The sequence below is a fragment of the Xylanibacter ruminicola genome, assembly GCF_900142525.1.
Taxonomy (GTDB): domain Bacteria; phylum Bacteroidota; class Bacteroidia; order Bacteroidales; family Bacteroidaceae; genus Prevotella; species Prevotella ruminicola_A.
On the sequence record NZ_FRBD01000008.1, the window covers coordinates 130,110 to 150,678 of the forward strand.

The following is a 20,569-nucleotide window of genomic DNA, read 5'->3' on the forward strand; positions in this document are numbered from 1 at the left end:
CTATTTATGATAATCTGAGGGGGCGACGCCAACCATCTTTTTGAATACCTTTGAGAAGTAGTTGGGATCGGCAAAGCCACAGCTGTAGGCAGTTTCCGATACGTTGTGCCCTTGGATTATCATCTCGCAGGCCTTCTGTATGCGCTTGTGGCGGATGTAGTCGCCAGCCGAGGTGTTCATCAAGTTCTTCATCTTGGTGTGCAGCAGACTGCGACTCATGCCTAATTCTTGGGTAATGTCGGTAACTGAGAAGTTGGCATTACCGATGTTGTTATCTACGAGCTCCATCAGTCGCTGTATGAAATCGCGGTCCAGCTGGGTGAGGCTATCGTTTGATTCCAATGATTCCTCGCCACCATCGAAGATAGACTTCTGGCGGTTCTGTATCAGTCGCAGCAAATTGCTGATCTGCAGGGTGAGCGCCTCGGGGTCGAAAGGCTTCAGTACGTAGGCATCGGCACCGTTGCGATAGCCGTCCTTTACATCCTCTGGGTCGCCCTTGGCTGTAAGCAGTATCACGGGTATATGACTGGTGCTCATGTTACCCTTGATCATATTGCACAGTTCGGCTCCAGTCATCACAGGCATCATCACGTCGGATACTACAAGGTCGATATCCTGTCGGCTGATAGCTACGTCCCATGCCTGCTGTCCGTCAGGAGCGGTAATCACGTTATAATCGCTGCTGAACAGCTGTTCCAGGAATCGCAACATGTCCTCATTGTCCTCAACCACCAGCAGTGTGCGTTTATGTGCCTCAGGTTGTGATGGACGGGCTGAGGCTGAAGCTGCGTTGACAGCCAGGGTGAGCTGCGTGTTATCTGTCTTGCTGAGATAGCCGTTAACCGATGTGAGTTCGCTGTCGGTAGAAATCTTGTTCTTATCAGAGAAAGCATCGCCCGAGATGTTTATCAATACAGTAAACGTGCTGCCCTTGCCCAACTCGCTCTCGACAGAGACTGAGCCTTTATGAATCTCAACCAATCGGTGAACCAGCGCCAGACCGATGCCCCAACCGCTGCTGTTGGCACTATAACCGCGCTTGGTCTGGTAGTAACGCTCAAAGATATTCTGCTGCTCCTCCTTGCTGATGCCGATACCGGTATCTGATACCTGCATCTTGAGATACAGGTCGTGCGATTCGGGTAGCTGGGTTATTTCGGCATTGATGGTGATGGTACCTCCGCTACCAGTAAACTTGATGGCGTTTGATACCAGATTGTTGAGAATGTGCTCGATGTAGGATGGTGAGAACCAGCCATCTTCGCCATTATCGATGCTGTTAATAATGAGATGAAGGCCCTTGGGGGTTACAGCATCGTTGAAGCTATCGGCAACCATGCCAATAAACTCTACGGGATTGCCCTGCTGCACATAGAACGGGAAGTTGTCGGACTCAATCTTGTTGAACGTCACCAGTTCGTTGATAAGATGTTCCATCTTCGAACAGTTGCGGATGGCCATATTCAGCGATTCGCCCACTTCTTTATCTACCTTGCTGGCACCGATGCTTTTGAGTGGCGCCATGATGAGTGATAGAGGCGTTTTGAGCTCATGCGACACCATGGTGAAGAAGTTCGATTTCATGCGGTCAATCTCTTCCACTTTTTCTTTCTCCATGTTGGCAAAGCGTATCTTTTCCTGCTCCTTCATGCGGATGTTGTAAAGTGAGAGGCCGCCAACTACCAACCCGATAAAGCACAACAGATAAATAATGTACGCGATAGTAGAGAGGTAGAATGGGGCTTTGATGATGATGGTCAGAGTCCGTTCAGGACATTTGTCCCAATCGCCATCGCTGGTATTCGCCCTGACGTGTAGCTGATAGGTACCAGGACTGAGCAGATAACCGTAGAATCTGCGTTCTGTACCTACATCGCGCCAATCACTGTCGATACCGTCAACCTTTATCTGGTATTGTATGCCCTGCACGTTCTCGGGCATCACCACACCATATTCTATATGGAATGAGTGCGACTCCTCGTAGCTCAGGGTGATACTGTCGGTATAGTCAATCTGCGAAACCACCTGATCGTTCACAAACAGTTTTTTGAAGTGAACAGCCATATGCTTGGTCTCAGCATGCATCTTCGAGGGTTGGAATGATATGAGACCATCGAAAGTACCCATGAGTACACGCCCGTCGGAGGCCAGATAGGTTGAGGTGAAGTTAAACTGATTGACAGGTAGTTCTGAACCAGCAGAGTATCTGCGGGTATGACCATCGCTCAGTCGATGACAGAAAAGTCCCTGATCAGTACCTATCCACAGGCTTCCTGCTTGATCTTCGACAATACTGCATACCGTGCATTGGCGTGGTATCCAGGTGCCTGCCTGATGTGCTTTGCCATTCTTGCTGTCAAGCCAGAAGAGTCCGTTATTGTTAGTGCCAATCCACAAGCGGCCTTTTGAATCTTCGAATGCGCTGATGATATAGTTGTCGGTCAGTCCGCAGCCATTGTCTTTGCTGTAGCTGGTTATCTTGTTGTTGCTGATGCAGTACAGGCCACAGGCTACCGTACTGGCCCACAGCTGGTTGTGGTGGTCAACGAAGAGCGAGTAAATAAAAGTCTGGTCCAGTAGGTCATGTCCTAATGAACAGAAAGTGTCAGTCTTGTCGTCGTAATAACGCAGACCTTCCATCGTGGCCACCCAGAGACGTCGGTTCTTATCGCGAGTCAGGTAAAAAATACCTTCGGATGTTAAGCCCTTGGTGCGATAGTACTGACTGGTTTTGTGCGTCTGCAGGTTGTAACGGAATAGTCCCTTGAATCTGGTTCCAATCCATATATCGGATGTCTGACTGTCGTAATAGATGCTGTGAATATTCGAGTCGAGACCAGGAATAGCCGTAAATGGCGTGAACTGGCTTGTAACAGAGTTGTAGATATGCACGCCCTGGTCTTCGGTAGCTATCCAGAAGATGCCGGGCGAAGTCTCGGTTATCATTCGTGGGATGCGTGCGTTCAGTTCGCCTTTGGTTGCACTTGGCTGGAAATGACGGAACTGTGGCTTCTGGCTATACAGATAGTCGACACCGCCGAAATAAGAGCCAATCCAGATGTTGTTCTGGCGGTCGGACATAATGCAGTAGACGGCGTTATCCGACAGACCGTCGCTGTCATACCCTTTCTGTGTGAGAATGCTGGTGCCATCAGGATTCAAAGTGAACACACCGTTTTCGGTACCAAACCATATCCTATGCTGTTTGTCCTCAATGATAACACGCACGATACCGCCTGTTAGCATGTTGGCTGTGTAATGCTGCTGGGTGTGGGTTCTCAGGTTATGACAAGTCACGCTGCCATCATTACACCCCACCCAAAGGCGTTGCTTTGAATCTACCAGTAAGGGTAGGATAGCGTTGTGGCTAAATGGCTGCCCACCATTGATACTGATGTCGAGCGGACGGATTTTAGTCAGACTGGCATCTAGTGAAAAGATCATCTCGCTTGCCGACACATAAACATTGCCTGCTTTGTCTTTTGCCAGCGAAGCAATGGTTCCGGCATTGAGCGAGGGGATGACCACAAACGAGTCGGTCTTTGCATCGTAGGCAAACAGCTGACTGTAGCCAGTCATGATTCGTCCGTCGTTGGTCTCAACAAAACTGGTGCAGTAGCCTCTTACATTGTGATAGTTGCGGAAGTCGTCGGTTTTGGGCCTGTACAGACTCACGCCATTCTCGGTGCTGATCCACAGCCGGTTCTTTGAATCCACAAAGAGTCCGTGAACAAAGTTATGAACCAGCGAGTTGTTTTTGCCTTCTATGTGGTAATAGGTCTCTACGTTGTAACCGTCATATTTGGCCAATCCGTTACGCGTACCTATCCATATATAACCGTCATGATCCTGCACCAGACTCTCTACCTGCTGGTTGGGTAGACCGTAGGAGGTGTTAAGGTGCTGGAACTTAAAGTCGGCAGCATCTACCAATAAACTCGTGAAGAGCCATGTGAGGAATAAAGCAAAATATCTCATAACGTCGTTATATCTGTGTGCAAATTTAACGATTAATCCTGAATTAATCTAGAATTATGTCCAATTTTTCTGTACTTTTGACAATGTTACCTGTTTCGTGGACAATTTTACCCGCCCGTATATTCTTATTTATATACTTTTGCAGCGAATTCTTTAACAACAACTCTTATCATAACTAAAATGTTTAAAAAGAACAACTTAAGATTGTCAATGACTATTATTGGCGTGCTGTCTGTTTTGCCATCGTGCAGTTCGAATGAGACTGGTAACGATATCATTGAGGGGCCTCATACTCCAACGGAGCCTAAGAAGGAAATCCTGACAGAGGCCGATCCAACCATCTTTCCTGATGAGGACGGTACATATTACCTTTATGGTACAGGTAGCAATGCCGATAAGGGATTCTATGTATATCAGTCGAAAGATCTGAAAACATGGCAGGGCCCTGTTGGAAATGCCAATGGCTTCTGCCTGACAGGTGCCACTTCGTTTGGAACAGCAGGTTTCTGGGCACCACAGGTTTTTAAGAAAGGTAATACCTATTATATGTTCTATACTGCCAATGAGCAGATTGCTGTGGCGAAGGCAACCTCACCACTGGGGCCTTTTACTCAGGACAATAAAACTGCTATAGCAACTCCAGGCAAGGCTATCGATCCTTTTGTGTTCTTTGATACTGATGGTAAGGCCTATCTGTATCATGTGCGCTTGCAGGATGGCAATCGTATCTTTGTGGCTGAGATGACCGATGACCTGATGGGTATTAAGGAAGAAACAGCCAAGGAGTGCATACACGCCACTGAACAATGGGAGAATACAGCCCAGGCCAGTTGGAGTGTAACTGAAGGTCCTACTGTGCTGCATATAGGCGATACCTATTATCTGTTCTATTCGGCCAATGACTTCCGTAATATCGACTATGCCGTTGGCGTTGCTACAGCAAAGTCGCCCTATGGCCCTTGGACTAAATCAGCACAGCCTGTCATCAACCGTGCCAACATAGGCTATTATGGAACAGGACATGGTGACATGTTCAAGGACGTACAGGGTAACTGGAATTATGTGTTCCATACCCATAACAGTTTTACCGTTGTAAGTCCACGCAAGACGGCGGTAGTAGGGCTGAAACAGCAGGGAACCACATTCAACGTTATAGATAATACCTTTCATTATCTATCGAAATAGTAGAATTTACACAACCAACGAAAACATCAAAATATGTACAAGAAGATTAATTTAACTACAGTCCTGGCTGCTTTGTCGCTGACTGCATCTGCTATTAACATACAGACGCGCATCAGCATCAAACAGCCTGGCAATCCTGCAGAAGAAATCACTCTGCATGCAGAAGGTAATGAACTGAAAGCTCCTCAGGGCAAGATATTGCCCTTGAGTATCAGTCAGCAGTTGACTAACGATGGCAATGATCAGGTGTTTACCCTTACCATCAAGGCCAATGCTACCACCTATTATAATATAGGTGCCACACTGGCTACAGGCATCAAGTCGGCCGATAGTGAGTTCTATCTGCCTGGTTTCTGGTATCATCGCAACCTGCGTTCGCCTAAGGAGGCACCCTCGTTCCATACTTCAAAGAGCTGGAATTTCCGTGAAGACCGATTGTCATCACCCATGACCAGTATCTACGATGAGGCTAATGGAAAGTCGGTAGCTGTTATCCGCAGTCTGGATTGTCCACAGGAGTGTATGGTAACTCATCAGGCTGGCGAGATTATCCTGAGCGGCGAGACATCACTTGGCTATCTTGGTTTCGACTGCGAGCAGGAAGAGGCAAAGCTTACTTTCGGCTATCCATACGTAGAGACACCTAAGCGTTACATCCGTAAGCTCACACTGGCTGCTCCAGTATTTGCATTTGCTAAGATTGAGAAGGGTGAGACCAAAACTATCAAGTGGCGCATCAGTCAGACAGATGCTAAGGACTTCGGTCAGCATGTAACACTGATGTGGCAGCGTTGTTTCGACAATCTGAATCCTCAGCCGCTTACACCACGCTTCACTCCAGAGGAGATGAAGAAGGGACTGACTAACTATTTCCGTAAGTCGTATGTGAGCAACTTCCCTTTGAAGTATAACTCTGGTCATACATTGCTCACAGATGATTGCAAGCCTTTCCCTGAGGCGCAGGTAGGCTTCTGCGGTCGTGTACTGCTGAATGCATTCAATGCCATAGAATATGGTGAACAGCATGGTGAGCAGGATCTTGTAACTATTGGTGAAGAGATACTTGAGAGCTATCTGAAGCATGGCTTTACCAGTGCCGGATACTTTTATGATAATGTGAACTTTGACCGTGGTTTCCCAACCGACGATAAGGTGGTACACTCTATCCGTCAGCAGTCAGAGGGCGTTTATGCCATTCTGCTCTATCTGAAGTATGAGAAGGAGCACGGTCGTCGTCATCCAGAGTGGGAGGCACGTATGAAGGGTATTCTTGATGGATTCCTGAAACTGCAGAAGGCTGATGGTAGCTTTGCCCGCAAGTATAAGGATGATGGTGCCGATGTTGATGGCACTGGTGGTAGTACACCATCGTCAACCTCTGCCCTTGTTATGGGTTATCGCTACTTTGGCAAGAAGCAATACTTGGAGGCTGCCCGCAAGACCGTTGACTATCTGGAGCAGAACATTATCTCGAAGAGTGATTATTTCTCATCAACCCTTGATGCTAACTGCGAGGATAAGGAGGCTGCCATTGCTGCAGTAACTGCTACCTATTATCTGGCTGCCGTTACTAAGGGTAAGGAGCGTCAGCGCTATATCGACCTCTGTGAGCAGGCTGCCTATTTCGCACTTTCATGGTACTATATGTGGGATGTGCCTTTTGCTCAGGGACAGATGCTGGGCGACTTAGGCCTGAAGTCAAGAGGCTGGAGCAACGTATCAGTAGAGAACAATCATATCGATGTGTTTGTATTCGAGTTGCCACATATTGTTAACTGGTTGGGAGCCCAGAAGGGTAACGCCCGATTCCAGAAGATGCACGATGTGATTTTTAACTCGCTCGACCAGTTGATGCCTACACCCAATCGTCTTTGTGGTATCGCGGTACCAGGATTCTATCCTGAGGTGGTTCAGCACACAACTTGGGATTATGGTATGAATGGCAAGGGATTCTATAACAATTACTTTGCACCAGGTTGGACTATTGCATCACTTTGGGAGATGTATTCACCAACACGTACAGATAACTTTCTTAAAAAATAGTTTTAACATTAAACCTAAAAATCAAAAATGGAAAAAAGATTTATTGCCTCGTTGGCAGGCGCAGCTCTCCTGATGACAGCTTCGCCAACTCTAGCCGAACGGAAACTGGCCATGTCGGTTCATCCCAACGTCGTTTCTGCAACCCAGCAGCAACGTGCTGTTAGCGGTAAGGTTCTTGACGAACAGGGCGATCCACTGATTGGTGTTACCGTTAAGGAACAGGGTACTAAGAATGCCGCTGTTACCGATATGGACGGTCGTTTCACCCTGTCGCTCAGCAAGCCTGATGCACAGCTTACCTTTACGTATATTGGTTACATAGATGTTACCAGCAGAGCTGCTGATAATATGGTAATCAAGATGAAGGAAGACAGAAATGAACTCAACGAGATAGTTGTTGTGGGTTATGGCACGCAGAAGAAGGTGAACCTGACTGGTTCGGTTGTGTCTGTCGATATGGCTAAGGAAACCAACTCACGCCCCGTTACCACAGTAGCCCAAGCCCTTCAGGGTATGGCTGCTGGTCTCGATATCCTTCAGGGATCAGGTAAGCCTGGCGCCGAGAATTTCTCAGTCAATATCCGTGGTGTGGGAACCATGAACGATGCCAGTCCGCTGGTATTGGTTGATGGTATGGAGATGAGTCTTTCGGATGTGAACCCCATGGACATCGAGAGCATCTCGGTATTGAAGGACGCTGCATCGTGTGCCATCTATGGTAACCGTGGTGCCAATGGTGTTATCCTTGTTACAACCAAGAGTGGTACCGATGGTAAGGTAAGCGTTACCTATACTGGTCGCATGTCTATCAATAAGCCTTCTAAGCTTGTGCGTTTCATGTCGAACTATGCCGACTACATGGAGTTGGTAAATGAGGCCAGTGAGAATATCGGTACTGCCGGTAAGTATCCACAGTCGGTCATCGACCAGTGGCGTCAGGCCGAGGCTAATCCCAATGGTATCTCTGAGTCGGGCTATCCTAACTATGTGGCATATCCTAACACCGACTGGTACGATGAAATCTATCAGACTAAGGTGATGCAGGAGCATGCTATCTCACTTTCTGGTAAGGATACCCGTACACGCTATAATCTTGGTTTGACTTACCTCGATAATCCTGGCATGATTGTTCGCTCTGGTGAGCAGAAGTACTCTGTTAACCTGAAGTTAATCTCGGATGTAACCAACTGGCTGCAGATGGGTGCTCAGGTTTGGGGTACACATAGCGACCGCGACCGTAATAATGTGGATGCACTCTCTAACTGGGAGTTCCTGAAGACCGTGCCTGGTATCTATCCTTATTACGATGGAAAGTTCGGTGGTATCGAGACCTCAGTTGAAGACGGTGCTGCCCATAACCCTCTGCTCTTGCTGAATGGCGACGGCGACAGCTACTACAAGACCACCCATGCTTATGCTACTGCATTTGCTCAGGTAAAGTTCCTGAAGGACTTTACATTCAAGACTACTTTCGGTTACGATTACTATAATGCACGTCATAAGTATACCGATGGTCAGAACGAGAGCTATAGCTTCAGCCGTGGCGAGGTAGTAAGCGCACCAGCAGCACTTGAGGCTCTTTCAAGCTACATGTACTATCACCACTATTATAATTGGAAGGTTACCAATACTCTTAACTGGAACCACACATTTGCACAAAAGCATGATGTGGCTGCACTGGTAGGTTTCGAGGAAGGTAAGAACAGCGATGGCAACACTGATGTGAAGAAGATGGGTATGATTGATGCTACCATCACCGACCTGAATACACTGACCTCTGAAGAGTATATCCGCGGTAACTTCACCGGTTATACCTATCGCTCATGGTTCGGCCGCCTGAATTATGCTTTCGACTCAAGATATCTGGTTGAGGCTAACTTCCGTTACGATGGTTCTTCACGTTTCTCTCCCGATAACCGTTGGGGCTTCTTCCCCTCTGCATCAGCAGGATGGCGCATCAGCGAGGAGAACTTTGCCAAGAACTCATTCCTCAGCGTATTCGATAATCTGAAACTGCGTGCTTCTTACGGTAAGCTGGGTAACTCAAGTGTTGATAACTATGCTTATCAGTCATGGTACGAGACCGGTTACACCACTATGGCAGGCAAGAAGTCACCACGCTTCTATCTGAAGAACCTGCCTAACATGAATGTGACTTGGGAGACTACCAAGACCTTCAATATCGGTCTTGATTTCACTACACTGAATGGACGTCTGTCGGGAGTGTTCGACTACTACGACAAGCAGACATCAGGTATTCTGTATCGTCCTACTATCGGTCTTACCTTTGGCGATAAGGTGGCTCCACTGCAGAACCTTGCAGGTGTAAGTAACCGCGGTTTTGAGGCTACATTCCGCTGGGAAGACAAGATTGGCGACGTGACCTATGGTGTTGCAGTTAACGGTTCGTTCAATAAGAACCTCGTAACCGATTATAAGGGTGCATTCATCTCTGGTTGGGGTGCCGATCCAAACAATCCTGATCCTAATGTTTACTATTCAAATCTTGGTGAGGTATCTTCGGGAGGCACACAGCGTCTTGTTGAGGGTCACATGATGAACGAGTTCTATGTTTATCCAATATATAATGGTACAGGTACATATTATGATGCCAATGGCGTTGTTGATCCCAATGGTGGTCCACGCGATGGTATGATTCGTACCCCAGAGGACTTGAAGTGGGCTCAGGATATGGTAGCCGCAGGCTATTCGTTCGAGCCACAGCACGCTGTTACTCCAAATGCTATCTGGTATGGTGAGTATATCTATGCCGATACCAATGGCGATAAGGTTTATGGTGGTAGCCACGACCAGAAGTTCATGGGCGAGTCGAACGTGCCTAAGTTCACTTTCGGTTTCCAGGCTCATGCTGAGTGGAAGGGTATCGATGTCTCTATGAACTGGGGTGGTGCAACTGGTTTCTCAACCTATTGGCGTGAGATTGGTCAGAACTCATCAAACGTAGTATTCGGCTTGTCAATCCCACAGTGGATTGCCGACGATCACTACTACTATGACCCCAATAACCCCAACGACCCACGCACTAACATTACTTCAAAGAACCCACGTATGTCGCTCGAGAATCCAAGTATGAGTGATGCTCTCGACAATACATTCCACCTCTACAGCTGCGATTACCTCAAGCTGCGTAACCTCACTATTGGCTACACTCTGCCAAGAAACATCTCACGTAAAATCTATGCCGAGAATCTGCGCGTATACTTCTCTGGCGAGAATCTGTTTACTATAACCAGCTTCCCCGGACTCGATCCTGAGATGCGTTCTGGCGAGGGCTATGCTACTATGCGTCAGCTGTCATTCGGACTGAATGTAACTTTTTAACCACCAACAATGAATAATCAATATGGAAAAGAAAATCTTATATAAAACATGTCGCAGCTTGATGATTGCTGCAACGAGTGTCGCACTGACGGCTTGTAATGCCGACTTCCTTGATACTCAACCATCCGACCGTGTAGGAACCGACTTGGTTTGGACAACCTACAACATGGCCGATGCCGTAGTTAATGGTGCTTACGAGCGCTTCTACTGGGAGCAGCAGGGTGAGTGCCCCGACTGGCAGAACTTTGATGCCGCTACCGATGTATGCGATCTGGATGCCAACTGGGGAGGCTATGACTGGGCCCGTGGTCGTTGCAATGCCGGCTACTGGGGATTCAATGACTGGTGGAAGCGTCTCTACGAGGAGATCTATCGCACCAGCAACGTTATCTGCAACCTCGATAAGTGTGAGGCAATGTCGGCTAGCGAGCGTGCCCGCGATATCGCAGAGTGTAAGTTCCTGCGTGCCTGGGCTTACTATCGTGCCAACGTGCTGTGGCGTGGAGTGCCCATCTACACAGAGCCTGTAGAGTATGGCGAGGATACCAAACCACGTAACACTGCCGATGAGGTTTGGCAGCAGATATTGAAAGACTGTTCTGATGCTATTGCCGAGCCAAGTCTGCCTAACAAGTATGCTACTTCTGATAAGAACTATGGTCGCGTAACCAAGGCTTGTGCTTACTATCTGCGTGGTCAGGTTTACATGTGGCTCAAGGATTGGGACAAGGCTGCATCTGATTTCATGGCTATCACCACGATGGGCTTTGAGCTGTTCCCTGATTACAAGAATATGTTCAAGGCAGCTAATGAGCGTAACGATGAGTACATCTTCCAGTATCAGTATACCGACGATGAGGGTATGGGTTCGCTGTTGGGCCGTACACATGGTAACCGTAATACCTACACTGCCGATGGTTTCGGCTGCTGGAACAACCTGATTCCAAACCCATACTTTGTTGATAGCTACGAGTATGCCGACGGTAAACCTTTCAATATGGACGAGGTGTTCCCAGGCTACTCATCAATGGATCCTAAGGCACGTTCGGTTTACTTCCTGCGCGATGGTCTCGATCCTAATGCTGCCAGCGATAAGCTGAAGAATGGCTACCAGCAGATGGTGACCTATGGTGCTGATATGAGTCAGTATGATAAGGATGGTAACGAGGCACGTATCCTGAAGGTTTACCAGAATCGCGACCCACGTATGCTGATGAACTTCATCACTCCTTACTCTACCTATAAAGGCGGTTCAACTGCCGATTGTTGGGACTACACCCTGCGTTGGCCTTACATCGGTTCCGACAATGCTGCTCCTTACGATCTGCGTACCGATACAAACGACCGCTTCTACTACCTGTGGCGCAAGTTCGTGCCAGAGGGACGTGAGACCAAGAACGGTCTGAACAGCGATATCGATACCCCAATCTTCCGCTATGCAGGTGCACTCATCTCGCTGGCTGAGGCTCTTAACGAGCAGGGAAAGACCGACGAGGCTGTGAAGTATATCAATATGGTTCGTGCCCGTATTCCAGGTCTGGCTCTTCTTAACAGCAATGAGTACACTCGTGTGACAGGTCAGGACAACATGCGTGAACGTATCCGCAATGAGTATGGCTGGGAGCTCTGTGGCGAGGGTCAGCTCTACTGGAAGCAGCTGCGCTGGGACACTTGGCTCGATCGTAAACTGGGTACAAACCGTGCTGTAGTTAGCGATCCTGCACAGCTGAACGGTGCTAATGGTATGACCGAAATCTGGGGCACCAAGCGCTACACCAACAACTACATTGGCGAGCACGTAAAGCTGTTTGCTGTGCCTCAGGGCGAGTTGGAGCGTAATCCTAATCTTACACAAAATCCTGGTTGGTAATATGTTAGTAAATAAAACGAAATACATGTTTTATATAGTTAGTATAATTGTTGGCTTAATGCCTGTTATGAGTTGCTCACCGTCATCCGACGGTGGGCAGTCTCATGAGATTCCTCCTACACCACCTGTAGTACAGAAATATCGCAACCCGATTATTTCTACATCCTTGCCCGATCCCTCTATCGTCAAGACGGCCGATGGCGTGTTCTATCTCTTTGCTACTGAGGATATCCGCAACCTGCCCATCTACCGTTCTACCGATTTGATTAAGTGGCAGTACGTGGGTACAGCTTTCAATGATGAGAGTCGTCCTCGCTGGAACCCTCAAGGTGGTATTTGGGCTCCTGATATTAATTATGTAGATGGTAAGTATATGCTCTATTACTCCAAGTCAACGTGGGGTGGGGAGTGGACTTGTGGTCTGGGCGTAGCCTCGGCCGATAAGCCACAGGGCCCATATACCGATCATGGTGCATTGTTTATCAGTCAGGAGATAGGTGTGCAGAACAGCATCGATCCTTTCTTCATCGAGGATGGCGGTAAGAAGTACGTGTTCTGGGGGTCGTTCCATGGTATCTATGGTATAGAACTCAGTTCTGACGGACTGACTATCAAACCAGGCTCAAAGCCTGTTCAGATAGCCGGTAACCAGATGGAGGCTACCTACATCCATCGTCGCGATGGTTACTACTATCTGTTTGGTTCAAATGGTTCGTGCTGCGAGGGTAATAATAGTACCTATCAGGTTATATATGGTCGCTCTCAGAATCTGTTTGGTCCTTATGTAACCAAAGATGGTAAGCGTATGCTCGATGGCGCCTTCGATGTTCTGCTGCATGGCGGAAGCAATGTGGCAGGTCCTGGACATAATGCCGAGTTCATCACAGATGATAAAGGTCAGGACTGGATGATTTATCACGGCTACATGCGTAGCGATCCCGATGCAGGTCGTCAGGTTATGATGGATCGTGTGGAGTGGTACGACGGCTGGCCACTGGTTTCCGGAACTCAGTCTTCGGTAGAAAGTAACCGCCCGTATTTTAATGCGAAATAATTCATATAGATATTAGTTGATAATAGTTGGGCCCACCGCTTCTTTTGGAGAAGTTGGTGGGCCTTTTTTGTATTCCAGATTGTTATTTTTTAAGTAACTGCTGGGCGGCTAGCACTAGGAACATGTAGTGCGATGAACCACCGCCCAGTACGTATTCTGTTTGCTGCCACAGGAATGGGAACTCCAACAGCTCGGGGAAGTCGGGGCGGATAAGTGCCGTTCCCGATACCACACCGCCGGGGATGTACGACCAGTCGGCGCGGTTCAGTCCGTAGGCCACGGTAGCCGATTTGGCTCCAACGCCCGATGCAAACGAGGCGCTGTTGCTGCCTGGGTGGCATCCCAGAATAAAGTTCAGTGCATCGTAAACGGTTGATGCAGGGAAGATGTCGGGGTAGGCCGATGCCAGGAAGTAGTACTCAAATCCGAATCGCTGAATGTCCCATCCTGCACCCCAGATGTTTGGGCGGTAGGGCACGCCGTAAGGTGTGGCTTCCGATTGCTTGTCGAGACTCTCCTTGTAGCCTGCCAGCGCGGTGCGGAAGTCGGCTACAAACTTACGTATCTTCTTGTCCTTGCTCTTGGCTATCTTCTGTACCAGTCGGGCTGAGTACCAGCCTGTGCGGCCAATGCCTCGCAGGATAAACTCCTGATGGCCCAGCACAAAGTCCAGATACTGCTTCTCGCCTGTGGTTAGGTACAGCTCTACTGCAGCCTGCAGTTTCACGGCCTCCATCCAGCCTGTTACATTGGTCTGGCTGTACACGTCGATAGCTATGTCAAGACATTCCTTACTCAGCTCGTCGTTGAATCCCTTCAGCACTCTCGATGCACCAGCTAGCTGTGCTACTGTTGATAAGGCGCGCATGGGATTGTCTTCGGTGAATATCCAACGGTCATCCTCGTTGCCGCTGATGCCGTCGGTCATGGCAGCAGCATCGCCTAGCATGGCATACTGGCGCACTGTGTTGCAGATGATGCCGCGATAGAGTCGGCCCAGCGCCTGATAGGTTCTTACCACTGTCAGGGCGCCGTTCTCCACCTGCTGCAGCAGGTCGTTGCGTCCGTCGGGTTCGTGTATCTCTACGCGGTGCTTGTTCTGGTCGATGGCGGTTACGTCAATCTCCGGGTGGAAAGCCTCATAGGCCAGGGCTAGGATGTAAGCCTCGCCAGCTTGTGATTCTATGCGCAGGTCGAAATCGCCGGCATCGTGCCATCCGCCTACGTTTACGCCAGGCACGGGCTGCAGAGCCTGGAACTTAGACAAACCGGGCTTCTGGTCGTATCCGTCTATGTGGTTGCCCACGGGTGCCATCAGTGCGTCGTCCATGTGGCAGGCATCGTGCCAGATGCGGTATTTCTCCGATACCCTCATGTGGCACATTTGTACAGGCAGGAAGTATTCTATGACAGGCTGCCACACGCCGCGGTCGTACACATCGTTGGCAATGCGGAATACCGACGACTTGCTGTCGCCGTAGCACACCTGATAGAGTCCGGGCTCAGTCACGTCGGTAAAGTCGGCAGTAAGATACTCGTAGCGCAGGAATTTTCCCCATCGGTTTGGTGTGATGGTTTTTACCACGCGCTCGCCGTTGGCGTCAATCAGCAGTAGTTTGGCCTCTTTCACCGTCTGTTCTCTGGCGTCGGTCTCAATGATGGCGCGCTTGGGCTGTGCGGGGTGGTAGCCTATCTGCGATGTCTGTACTACGGCAGGGTAGCGCCAGTTGGCCACAACCGTTGGGGTGATAAGCCAGCGCACGGCACCCTTGGTGGCGTCTTTGGCTATTTCGCTGCGCAGCACAAACCATCCGTTGTTGTGGTTCATGCGTCCGTCGTACAGCTTCAGATCGCCGGTCAGCGATTCCACTGTCAGACGGCTCAATGCGTCGTCGGGGCGCGATGTGAACTTGCGACCCACAGCGTAAGGCTCGGCTATGATGTCGTCGGCTATCATGGGGCTGTAGCCTTTGCCGTTAAGCTGCTTCATGTTGGCCAGCGGTGCTTTTGCCGGGTGATAGTTGCCATTGTGGTTCTGATTGGGCTCGGTCTTCATCAGCGGTGTGTTGGGCTGCTGCGGATAGATCCCCGTCTTGTTGTCCATCATCCAGGGCTTGCCAAACAGCTCGCCGGGGAAGAACTCCAGATTGAATCCCACCTTGCCCAGCAGATAGTCGGGCACGGGGCGGTCAAGGTCCACAGTAACAAGTATGCCGCTACCTTGAGTCTCTACACGTACCTTGTAGGTAACCTGATACTCGGGATACACCATGGGGTTGAATCCTGTCAGATGGCGCGATGAGTCGGGGTAGCACAGTGTGGTAACGATGCTGCCGTCTTTCACCTCGCGACTCAGTTGCTTGGGCACAGGCTGCCACTGTCCGGGTGTGGCCTCCATGCGTATGTCGCCATTGGTAGCCACGCGGTGCCCGTTCATCAGCACGCTCACGCCTCCTTGGTGCCCTTCGGGATAGAAGTCGCTGAATGCCATCACGTCTACACCACCCGATGTGAAGTACCCGTCACTGTTCAGTTTAAACTGTTGGGCATACGTAGTGCCCGCCATTAGCAATACTGCTAATAAAGTTCTTGTTCTCATGTTGTTGTAGTTTATGTTATTGATAAATTTGATGTTTTTTCTGTTTACAGCAGCACTACTCCTGATTGTTTCTTGCCGTCCATCATGATTTTCAGCGGTTTGTCGAATCGCACGTGGCGCACGTACTGTGTTTCCTCTACAGCTGGCATCTGGTCGAGCACCTCTTTCTGGAACACGCCGTCGCCGGTAAAGGTGTTGATGGTGAAGTAGCCCACACCGAACGATGTGAGGTTCTGGAAGAAGTGTGTGCCCTGCGATGGGTCAACACGATAGTTCTTCAGTCCCACCTCAACGATGACGCGGGCTGCCGAGATATGCGGCCATTTCACGGGGATGCCCAGCCAGTAGTCGCTCGAGCCCCAGCGTCCAGGACCTATCAGCACGTAGTTCTTGTCTTCCTGCAGGAACTTGCGGTTTATCTCTTCTATCTCGTTGGCGATGGTGGGGTTGTTTACGGCAGTAAAGTCGTCGTCGGTCTTCACGTAGACCACGTCTACCACATCTTCTGATATGCCGTGTCCCAGCGAGTTGTTTGAGCGAAGCAGACAATCGCTGTCGGGTATCTGCTGCAGGTCCTCGTCGAGCACCTGCTTGGCATCCACTATCGGACGTATCTGCAGCAGGTAGAACTCACCCGTGCGGTCGTCGTTAAGATTGCAGGCAAACTCAATCTCCACAGGGCGCTTCATCTCTTCGGCACCCAGCTTCTGCGACATCTGTAGCAGCTCGGGCAGGGGGAACACGTCGTGCTGCAGCACCCCGCAGAACGATATCACCTTGCGGCCGCCCTCGTAGATGCCGTCGCGGATGATGTTGTCTGTGGGGTCGTAGGTCGATGCCAGATAGGTGAGTGCACCGTCTTCGGCGGCCTGCTTTACGCGTACCTTTTTTATGTTGAATCCGTCGTCCACCTTGAAGTCGTCGCCTACGTGGGCCATGTCGAGCGCATAGAATCGGGTCTGCGTCTCGCTCAGGGCTGTCTCCATCTCCGATGTCTGCAGCACCTGCTTGGGGTGGTAGGGCGATACGCGCAGTGTCTGTCCACCGTCAACGATGTATTTGCCCAGACCTACTGCCAGCGAGGCTATTCCCTCTTCGGCAGTCTCGTCGCCGATGGGGTAGTAGTTCAGCGAGCGCAGCACACCGCTGAAGTTGGGGTAGTACAGGTCGCCATACTGCTTACCCACTACCTCCTGCAGTATCACCGCCATCTTCTCCTGGTCAATCACGTTCTGTGTGGCCAGCATGTAGGCTTTCGAATCCTTGTAGTAAACCGATGCGTACACACCCTTGATGGCGCAGGCCAGCATGCGCAGCATTTCGTACTTATCGCTTAGATAAGGTATCATATATGTAGAATAGATACCTGCAAAGGGCTGGTAGTGGCTGTCTTCCAGCAGCGAGCTTGATCGCACGGCAATAGGACTCTTCACCGCCTCGAAGAAAGTAAAGAAGTCGGCTATCAGCGAGTCGGGCAGCTGGGCCCTCATAAAGTGCTGCAGTATCTCGTCGTCGCTGGCATCGCTCAGGGCTATGCTCCACAGGTTGTTCTTCTCCATAAACTCGTCGAAGAAGTCGGTACACAGCACCACCGTCTTGGGTATCGACACTTGTGCCTGCTCAAACTGGTTCAGTTCGGGGTGGCGCTTGATGACCTGATCCAGGAATGCCAGACCACGACCTTTGCCTCCCAGCGAACCTTCGCCGATACGGGCAAAGTGGGCGTAGCGGTCAAACTTCAGTCGGTCGAACACGGCTACCACACCGATGTTCTTCATGCGGCGGTACTGTACGATGGCGTCGAAGATAATCTGTCGGTGGGCATCCACATCCTGCAGCTTGTGCCAGGTAACGTGTTTCAGGAATGCCGAAACAGGGAAGATGGCGCGGGCGCAGAGCCAGCGGCTCATGTGGTTGCGGCTTACGTGGTATAGCATCGATTCGCGGGGAATCTTGAAGATGTTGTCTTGCAGTTCTTTCAGCGATGTAACGCGGGCCACCTCTTCCTTGGTCTTCGGGTCGCGGAAGATGAAGTCGCCAAAGCCCATGTGCTCCTCCAGCAGGTGGTGCAGGTCTACGTTCATCTTGGTCGAGTTCTTGTCTACAAAGTGGAATCCCTCGGCCTCGGCCTTCGCCTTGTTGGCTATCTCCGACGAATCCAGAATCAGGGGTATGTACTCGTCGCGTCGGCGAATCTCCTTCAGCAGCTTCAGTCCTGCCTCGGGGTCGCCCTCTTCCACGTGGCTCAACCGGCCCTCGTGCGTCTTCATCGGGAATCGGGTATCACTGATCACACCCAGTGTGTTCTCGTGATACTTCTCAAACAGCTCCATGGCCTCCTCGTAGGTGGTGGCCAGCACTACCTTGGGGCGGCCTCGCTTGCGCTGGGCTGCAGCGTGCGGGTTCAGTGCCTCGGTACTGAATCGCTTACTCTGAGCCAGTATATAATTATATAGGTTAGGCAGCACGCTCGAGTAGAAGCGTATGTTATCCTCTACCAGCAGTATCATCTGCACGCCGGCCTCCTTGATGTCGTGCTCAATGTTCATCTTGTCCTCAATCAGCTTGATGATGCTCATGATGAGGTTGGTGTTGCCCAGCCAGCAGAACACGTAGTCGAACACCGACATGTCCTCGTCTTGAATACGCTTGGTGATACCATGCGAGAACGGGGTGAGCACCACGCAGGGTATGTTGGGGTGTTCGGCCTTGATTTCGCGGGCCACGGTAAAGGCGTCGTTATCGGCATTACCTGGCATACATATCACCAGGTCGATGTCGGTGGTATGCAGTACTTTGTTTGCCTCTTCGGTAGTCGATACCTGTGTAAACGTGGGTGGGTAGCGCATACCCAGCTCCATATATTCGTCGAAGATTTTCTCGTCTACACGGCCATCGTCCTCCAGCATGAATGCATCGTAGGGATTGGCCACTATCAGCACGTTGAAGATGCGGCGTGTCATCAGATTAACAAACGACACGTCCTTCAGGTAGAATTTGTTCCACTCTTGTGGTATCTTGGTTACTGCTTCCATATTCGTGGGCAAAGTTACGAATAAACGAGCGAAAAACCAAATTTTATTTACCAAAAGCGATACGCTTTCAAGGAAATTTTGTATTTTTGCACCCGATATCAATCATAATTTCACAAAATGAAAAAGAATATGAATACAACAGCAGTTAAGCCTTATTATCGCGCCCTGGCGTATGCCGGTGGTGCTATCGCATTGATTTTCATCCTGTTTGCCACCTGTTGCACCGTGGTCGACTCGGGTGAGGTAGGTATCCGTTTCCACAAGTGGTCGCTCAACGAGCAGGACTACGGTGGCGTAGAGGGAACCTGTAAGGGTTGGGTGTTCTACAACCCCATCACCACCAATGTGTTTACCTATCCCACCTTCACCCAGCGTAAGCAGTACGAGACGTTCTCGGTGAATGCCAAGGATGCTTCGCTCTTCGAGATGGACCCGACGATTGCCTATCGTATCAACCCCGACAAGGCCTGCGACATCTTTACCAAGTATCGTGTAGGTGTGAAAGACCTGGAGGAGGGCTACATCCGCACCTGTATCTACGAGGCCTATCGTACCTGTGCCAACCAGTACACCTCGGATTCGCTGATGTCGAACCGTGCCAACTTTGAGCGCGATGTGCGTGCCCGATTAGAGAAGTCGCTCATGAGCGAGGGCTTCCTGGTAGAGGAGTTTACCTCGAAGATCACCCCGCCATCGTCGCTGCTCTCTATGATCGATGCCAAGAACACCGCCATACAGAGTGCCCTGAAGGCCGAGAACGAGGTAAAGGAGGCTGAGGCCAACGCTAAGATTGCCGTAGCCAAGGCCGAGGGTAATGCCCGTGCCATGAAGATTAAGGCCGATGCCGAGGCATATTACAACCGTACCATCGCCGCCAGCCTCTCGCCCATGATTGTGCAGGAGGATATGATCGAGAAGTGGGACGGCAAGATGCCTCAGATCATGACTGGTGGAGGCGGCATGATGATGGACATCTCGAAAGTCATCAGCAACAGTGGTGCTAAGAAATAATCCCCTCCATCACCAAGAAGTAAGAAACAACAAAAAGACGCTGCTCATGATGAGTAGCGCCTTTTTTTTGTTGCCAATCCTGGCAGCGCTACCGAGTGGCCCTCAGTGGCCCACGCCTTGATTACCTCGCCGGCTGCATCCCAGCATGCCTGCATCACACGTTCAATGTTCAATGTTCAATGTTCAATGTTCAACGTTCAACGTTCAATGTTTACCGCCGCACGTGAGAGTTTTTACGCGCACACGCGGGAGCGTTTTTTACGATGCAAAGGTACTATAAATTGATTGCGGTTTGCGAATACTTTTCTAATTAATTGTGAGAAATTTTTATCCCTATTCATTGTCATCATTGTCATTGTCATTAAGGTCATTAAGCTTTCTGAACTCTAAAAAGTAGCTATAAAATATATATTATATATAATATATATTTTATAGAGATAATTTTACCC

General features: G+C 49.9%; 9 protein-coding genes and 1 pseudogene. 6 read left to right on the plus strand and 4 right to left on the minus strand.

From position 1 onward, the window contains the following. The gene (locus BUB86_RS06800) at positions 1–3,981 is read right to left on the minus strand and encodes a hybrid sensor histidine kinase/response regulator transcription factor (protein WP_073207335.1); all 3,981 of its coding nucleotides are present in this window, start codon (positions 3,979–3,981) and stop codon (positions 1–3) included. 210 nt (positions 3,982–4,191) lie between these two features. On the opposite strand from BUB86_RS06800, the gene BUB86_RS06805 reads away from it, so the two are divergent. From BUB86_RS06805 to BUB86_RS06825, 5 genes are read left to right on the plus strand one after another with little or no spacing between them, the layout of a single operon-like run. After that, on the plus strand, positions 4,192–5,166 hold the full coding sequence (locus tag BUB86_RS06805) for a glycoside hydrolase family 43 protein (RefSeq protein WP_254795111.1): 975 nt from the start codon (positions 4,192–4,194) through the stop codon (positions 5,164–5,166). A gap of 33 nt (positions 5,167–5,199) precedes the next feature. Further along, complete coding sequence (locus tag BUB86_RS06810) at positions 5,200–7,209, plus strand: hypothetical protein (RefSeq protein WP_073207345.1); 2,010 nt, start codon at positions 5,200–5,202, stop codon at positions 7,207–7,209. A 27-nt stretch (positions 7,210–7,236) separates the two neighbouring features. Continuing rightward, a complete protein-coding gene (locus BUB86_RS06815) occupies positions 7,237–10,551 on the plus strand; it encodes a SusC/RagA family TonB-linked outer membrane protein (protein ID WP_073207348.1) in 3,315 nt (1,104 codons plus the stop codon). A 22-nt stretch (positions 10,552–10,573) separates the two neighbouring features. After that, a complete protein-coding gene (locus BUB86_RS06820) occupies positions 10,574–12,421 on the plus strand; it encodes a RagB/SusD family nutrient uptake outer membrane protein (protein ID WP_073207351.1) in 1,848 nt (615 codons plus the stop codon). A gap of 58 nt (positions 12,422–12,479) precedes the next feature. After that, positions 12,480–13,475 carry a family 43 glycosylhydrolase gene (locus BUB86_RS06825; protein WP_254795112.1) on the plus strand — a complete coding sequence of 332 codons (996 nt, stop codon included), beginning with the start codon at positions 12,480–12,482 and terminating at the stop codon, positions 13,473–13,475. Positions 13,476–13,557: 82 nt separating this feature from the next. Here BUB86_RS06825 and BUB86_RS06830 read toward each other — a convergent pair whose 3' ends face one another. Then, positions 13,558–16,074 carry a glycoside hydrolase family 9 protein gene (locus BUB86_RS06830; RefSeq protein ID WP_073207356.1) on the minus strand — a complete coding sequence of 839 codons (2,517 nt, stop codon included), beginning with the start codon at positions 16,072–16,074 and terminating at the stop codon, positions 13,558–13,560. A gap of 44 nt (positions 16,075–16,118) precedes the next feature. Continuing rightward, positions 16,119–19,109, minus strand: coding sequence for a PEP/pyruvate-binding domain-containing protein (locus tag BUB86_RS06835; protein WP_073207359.1), 2,991 nt, complete (start codon positions 19,107–19,109; stop codon positions 16,119–16,121). Positions 19,110–19,238: 129 nt separating this feature from the next. On the opposite strand from BUB86_RS06835, the gene BUB86_RS06840 reads away from it, so the two are divergent. Continuing rightward, complete coding sequence (locus BUB86_RS06840) at positions 19,239–20,120, plus strand: SPFH domain-containing protein (protein WP_254795113.1); 882 nt, start codon at positions 19,239–19,241, stop codon at positions 20,118–20,120. A gap of 62 nt (positions 20,121–20,182) precedes the next feature. Here the strand turns inward: BUB86_RS06840 and BUB86_RS17180 are convergent. After that, a pseudogene (locus tag BUB86_RS17180) lies at positions 20,183–20,278 on the minus strand (DNA-binding protein); the annotation flags it as partial. Positions 20,279–20,569 lie beyond the last annotated feature (291 nt).

What these genes read in the sequence shown, in the direction of transcription:
- BUB86_RS06800 (WP_073207335.1), bottom strand. Translation starts at nt 3,981, where the DNA reads ATGAGATATTTTGCTTTATTCCTCACATGGCTCTTCACGAGTTTATTG.
- BUB86_RS06805 (WP_254795111.1), top strand. Translation starts at nt 4,192, where the DNA reads ATGACTATTATTGGCGTGCTGTCTGTTTTGCCATCGTGCAGTTCGAAT.
- BUB86_RS06810 (WP_073207345.1), top strand. Translation starts at nt 5,200, where the DNA reads ATGTACAAGAAGATTAATTTAACTACAGTCCTGGCTGCTTTGTCGCTG.
- BUB86_RS06815 (WP_073207348.1), top strand. Translation starts at nt 7,237, where the DNA reads ATGGAAAAAAGATTTATTGCCTCGTTGGCAGGCGCAGCTCTCCTGATG.
- BUB86_RS06820 (WP_073207351.1), top strand. Translation starts at nt 10,574, where the DNA reads ATGGAAAAGAAAATCTTATATAAAACATGTCGCAGCTTGATGATTGCT.
- BUB86_RS06825 (WP_254795112.1), top strand. Translation starts at nt 12,480, where the DNA reads ATGCCTGTTATGAGTTGCTCACCGTCATCCGACGGTGGGCAGTCTCAT.
- BUB86_RS06830 (WP_073207356.1), bottom strand. Translation starts at nt 16,074, where the DNA reads ATGAGAACAAGAACTTTATTAGCAGTATTGCTAATGGCGGGCACTACG.
- BUB86_RS06835 (WP_073207359.1), bottom strand. Translation starts at nt 19,109, where the DNA reads ATGGAAGCAGTAACCAAGATACCACAAGAGTGGAACAAATTCTACCTG.
- BUB86_RS06840 (WP_254795113.1), top strand. Translation starts at nt 19,239, where the DNA reads ATGAATACAACAGCAGTTAAGCCTTATTATCGCGCCCTGGCGTATGCC.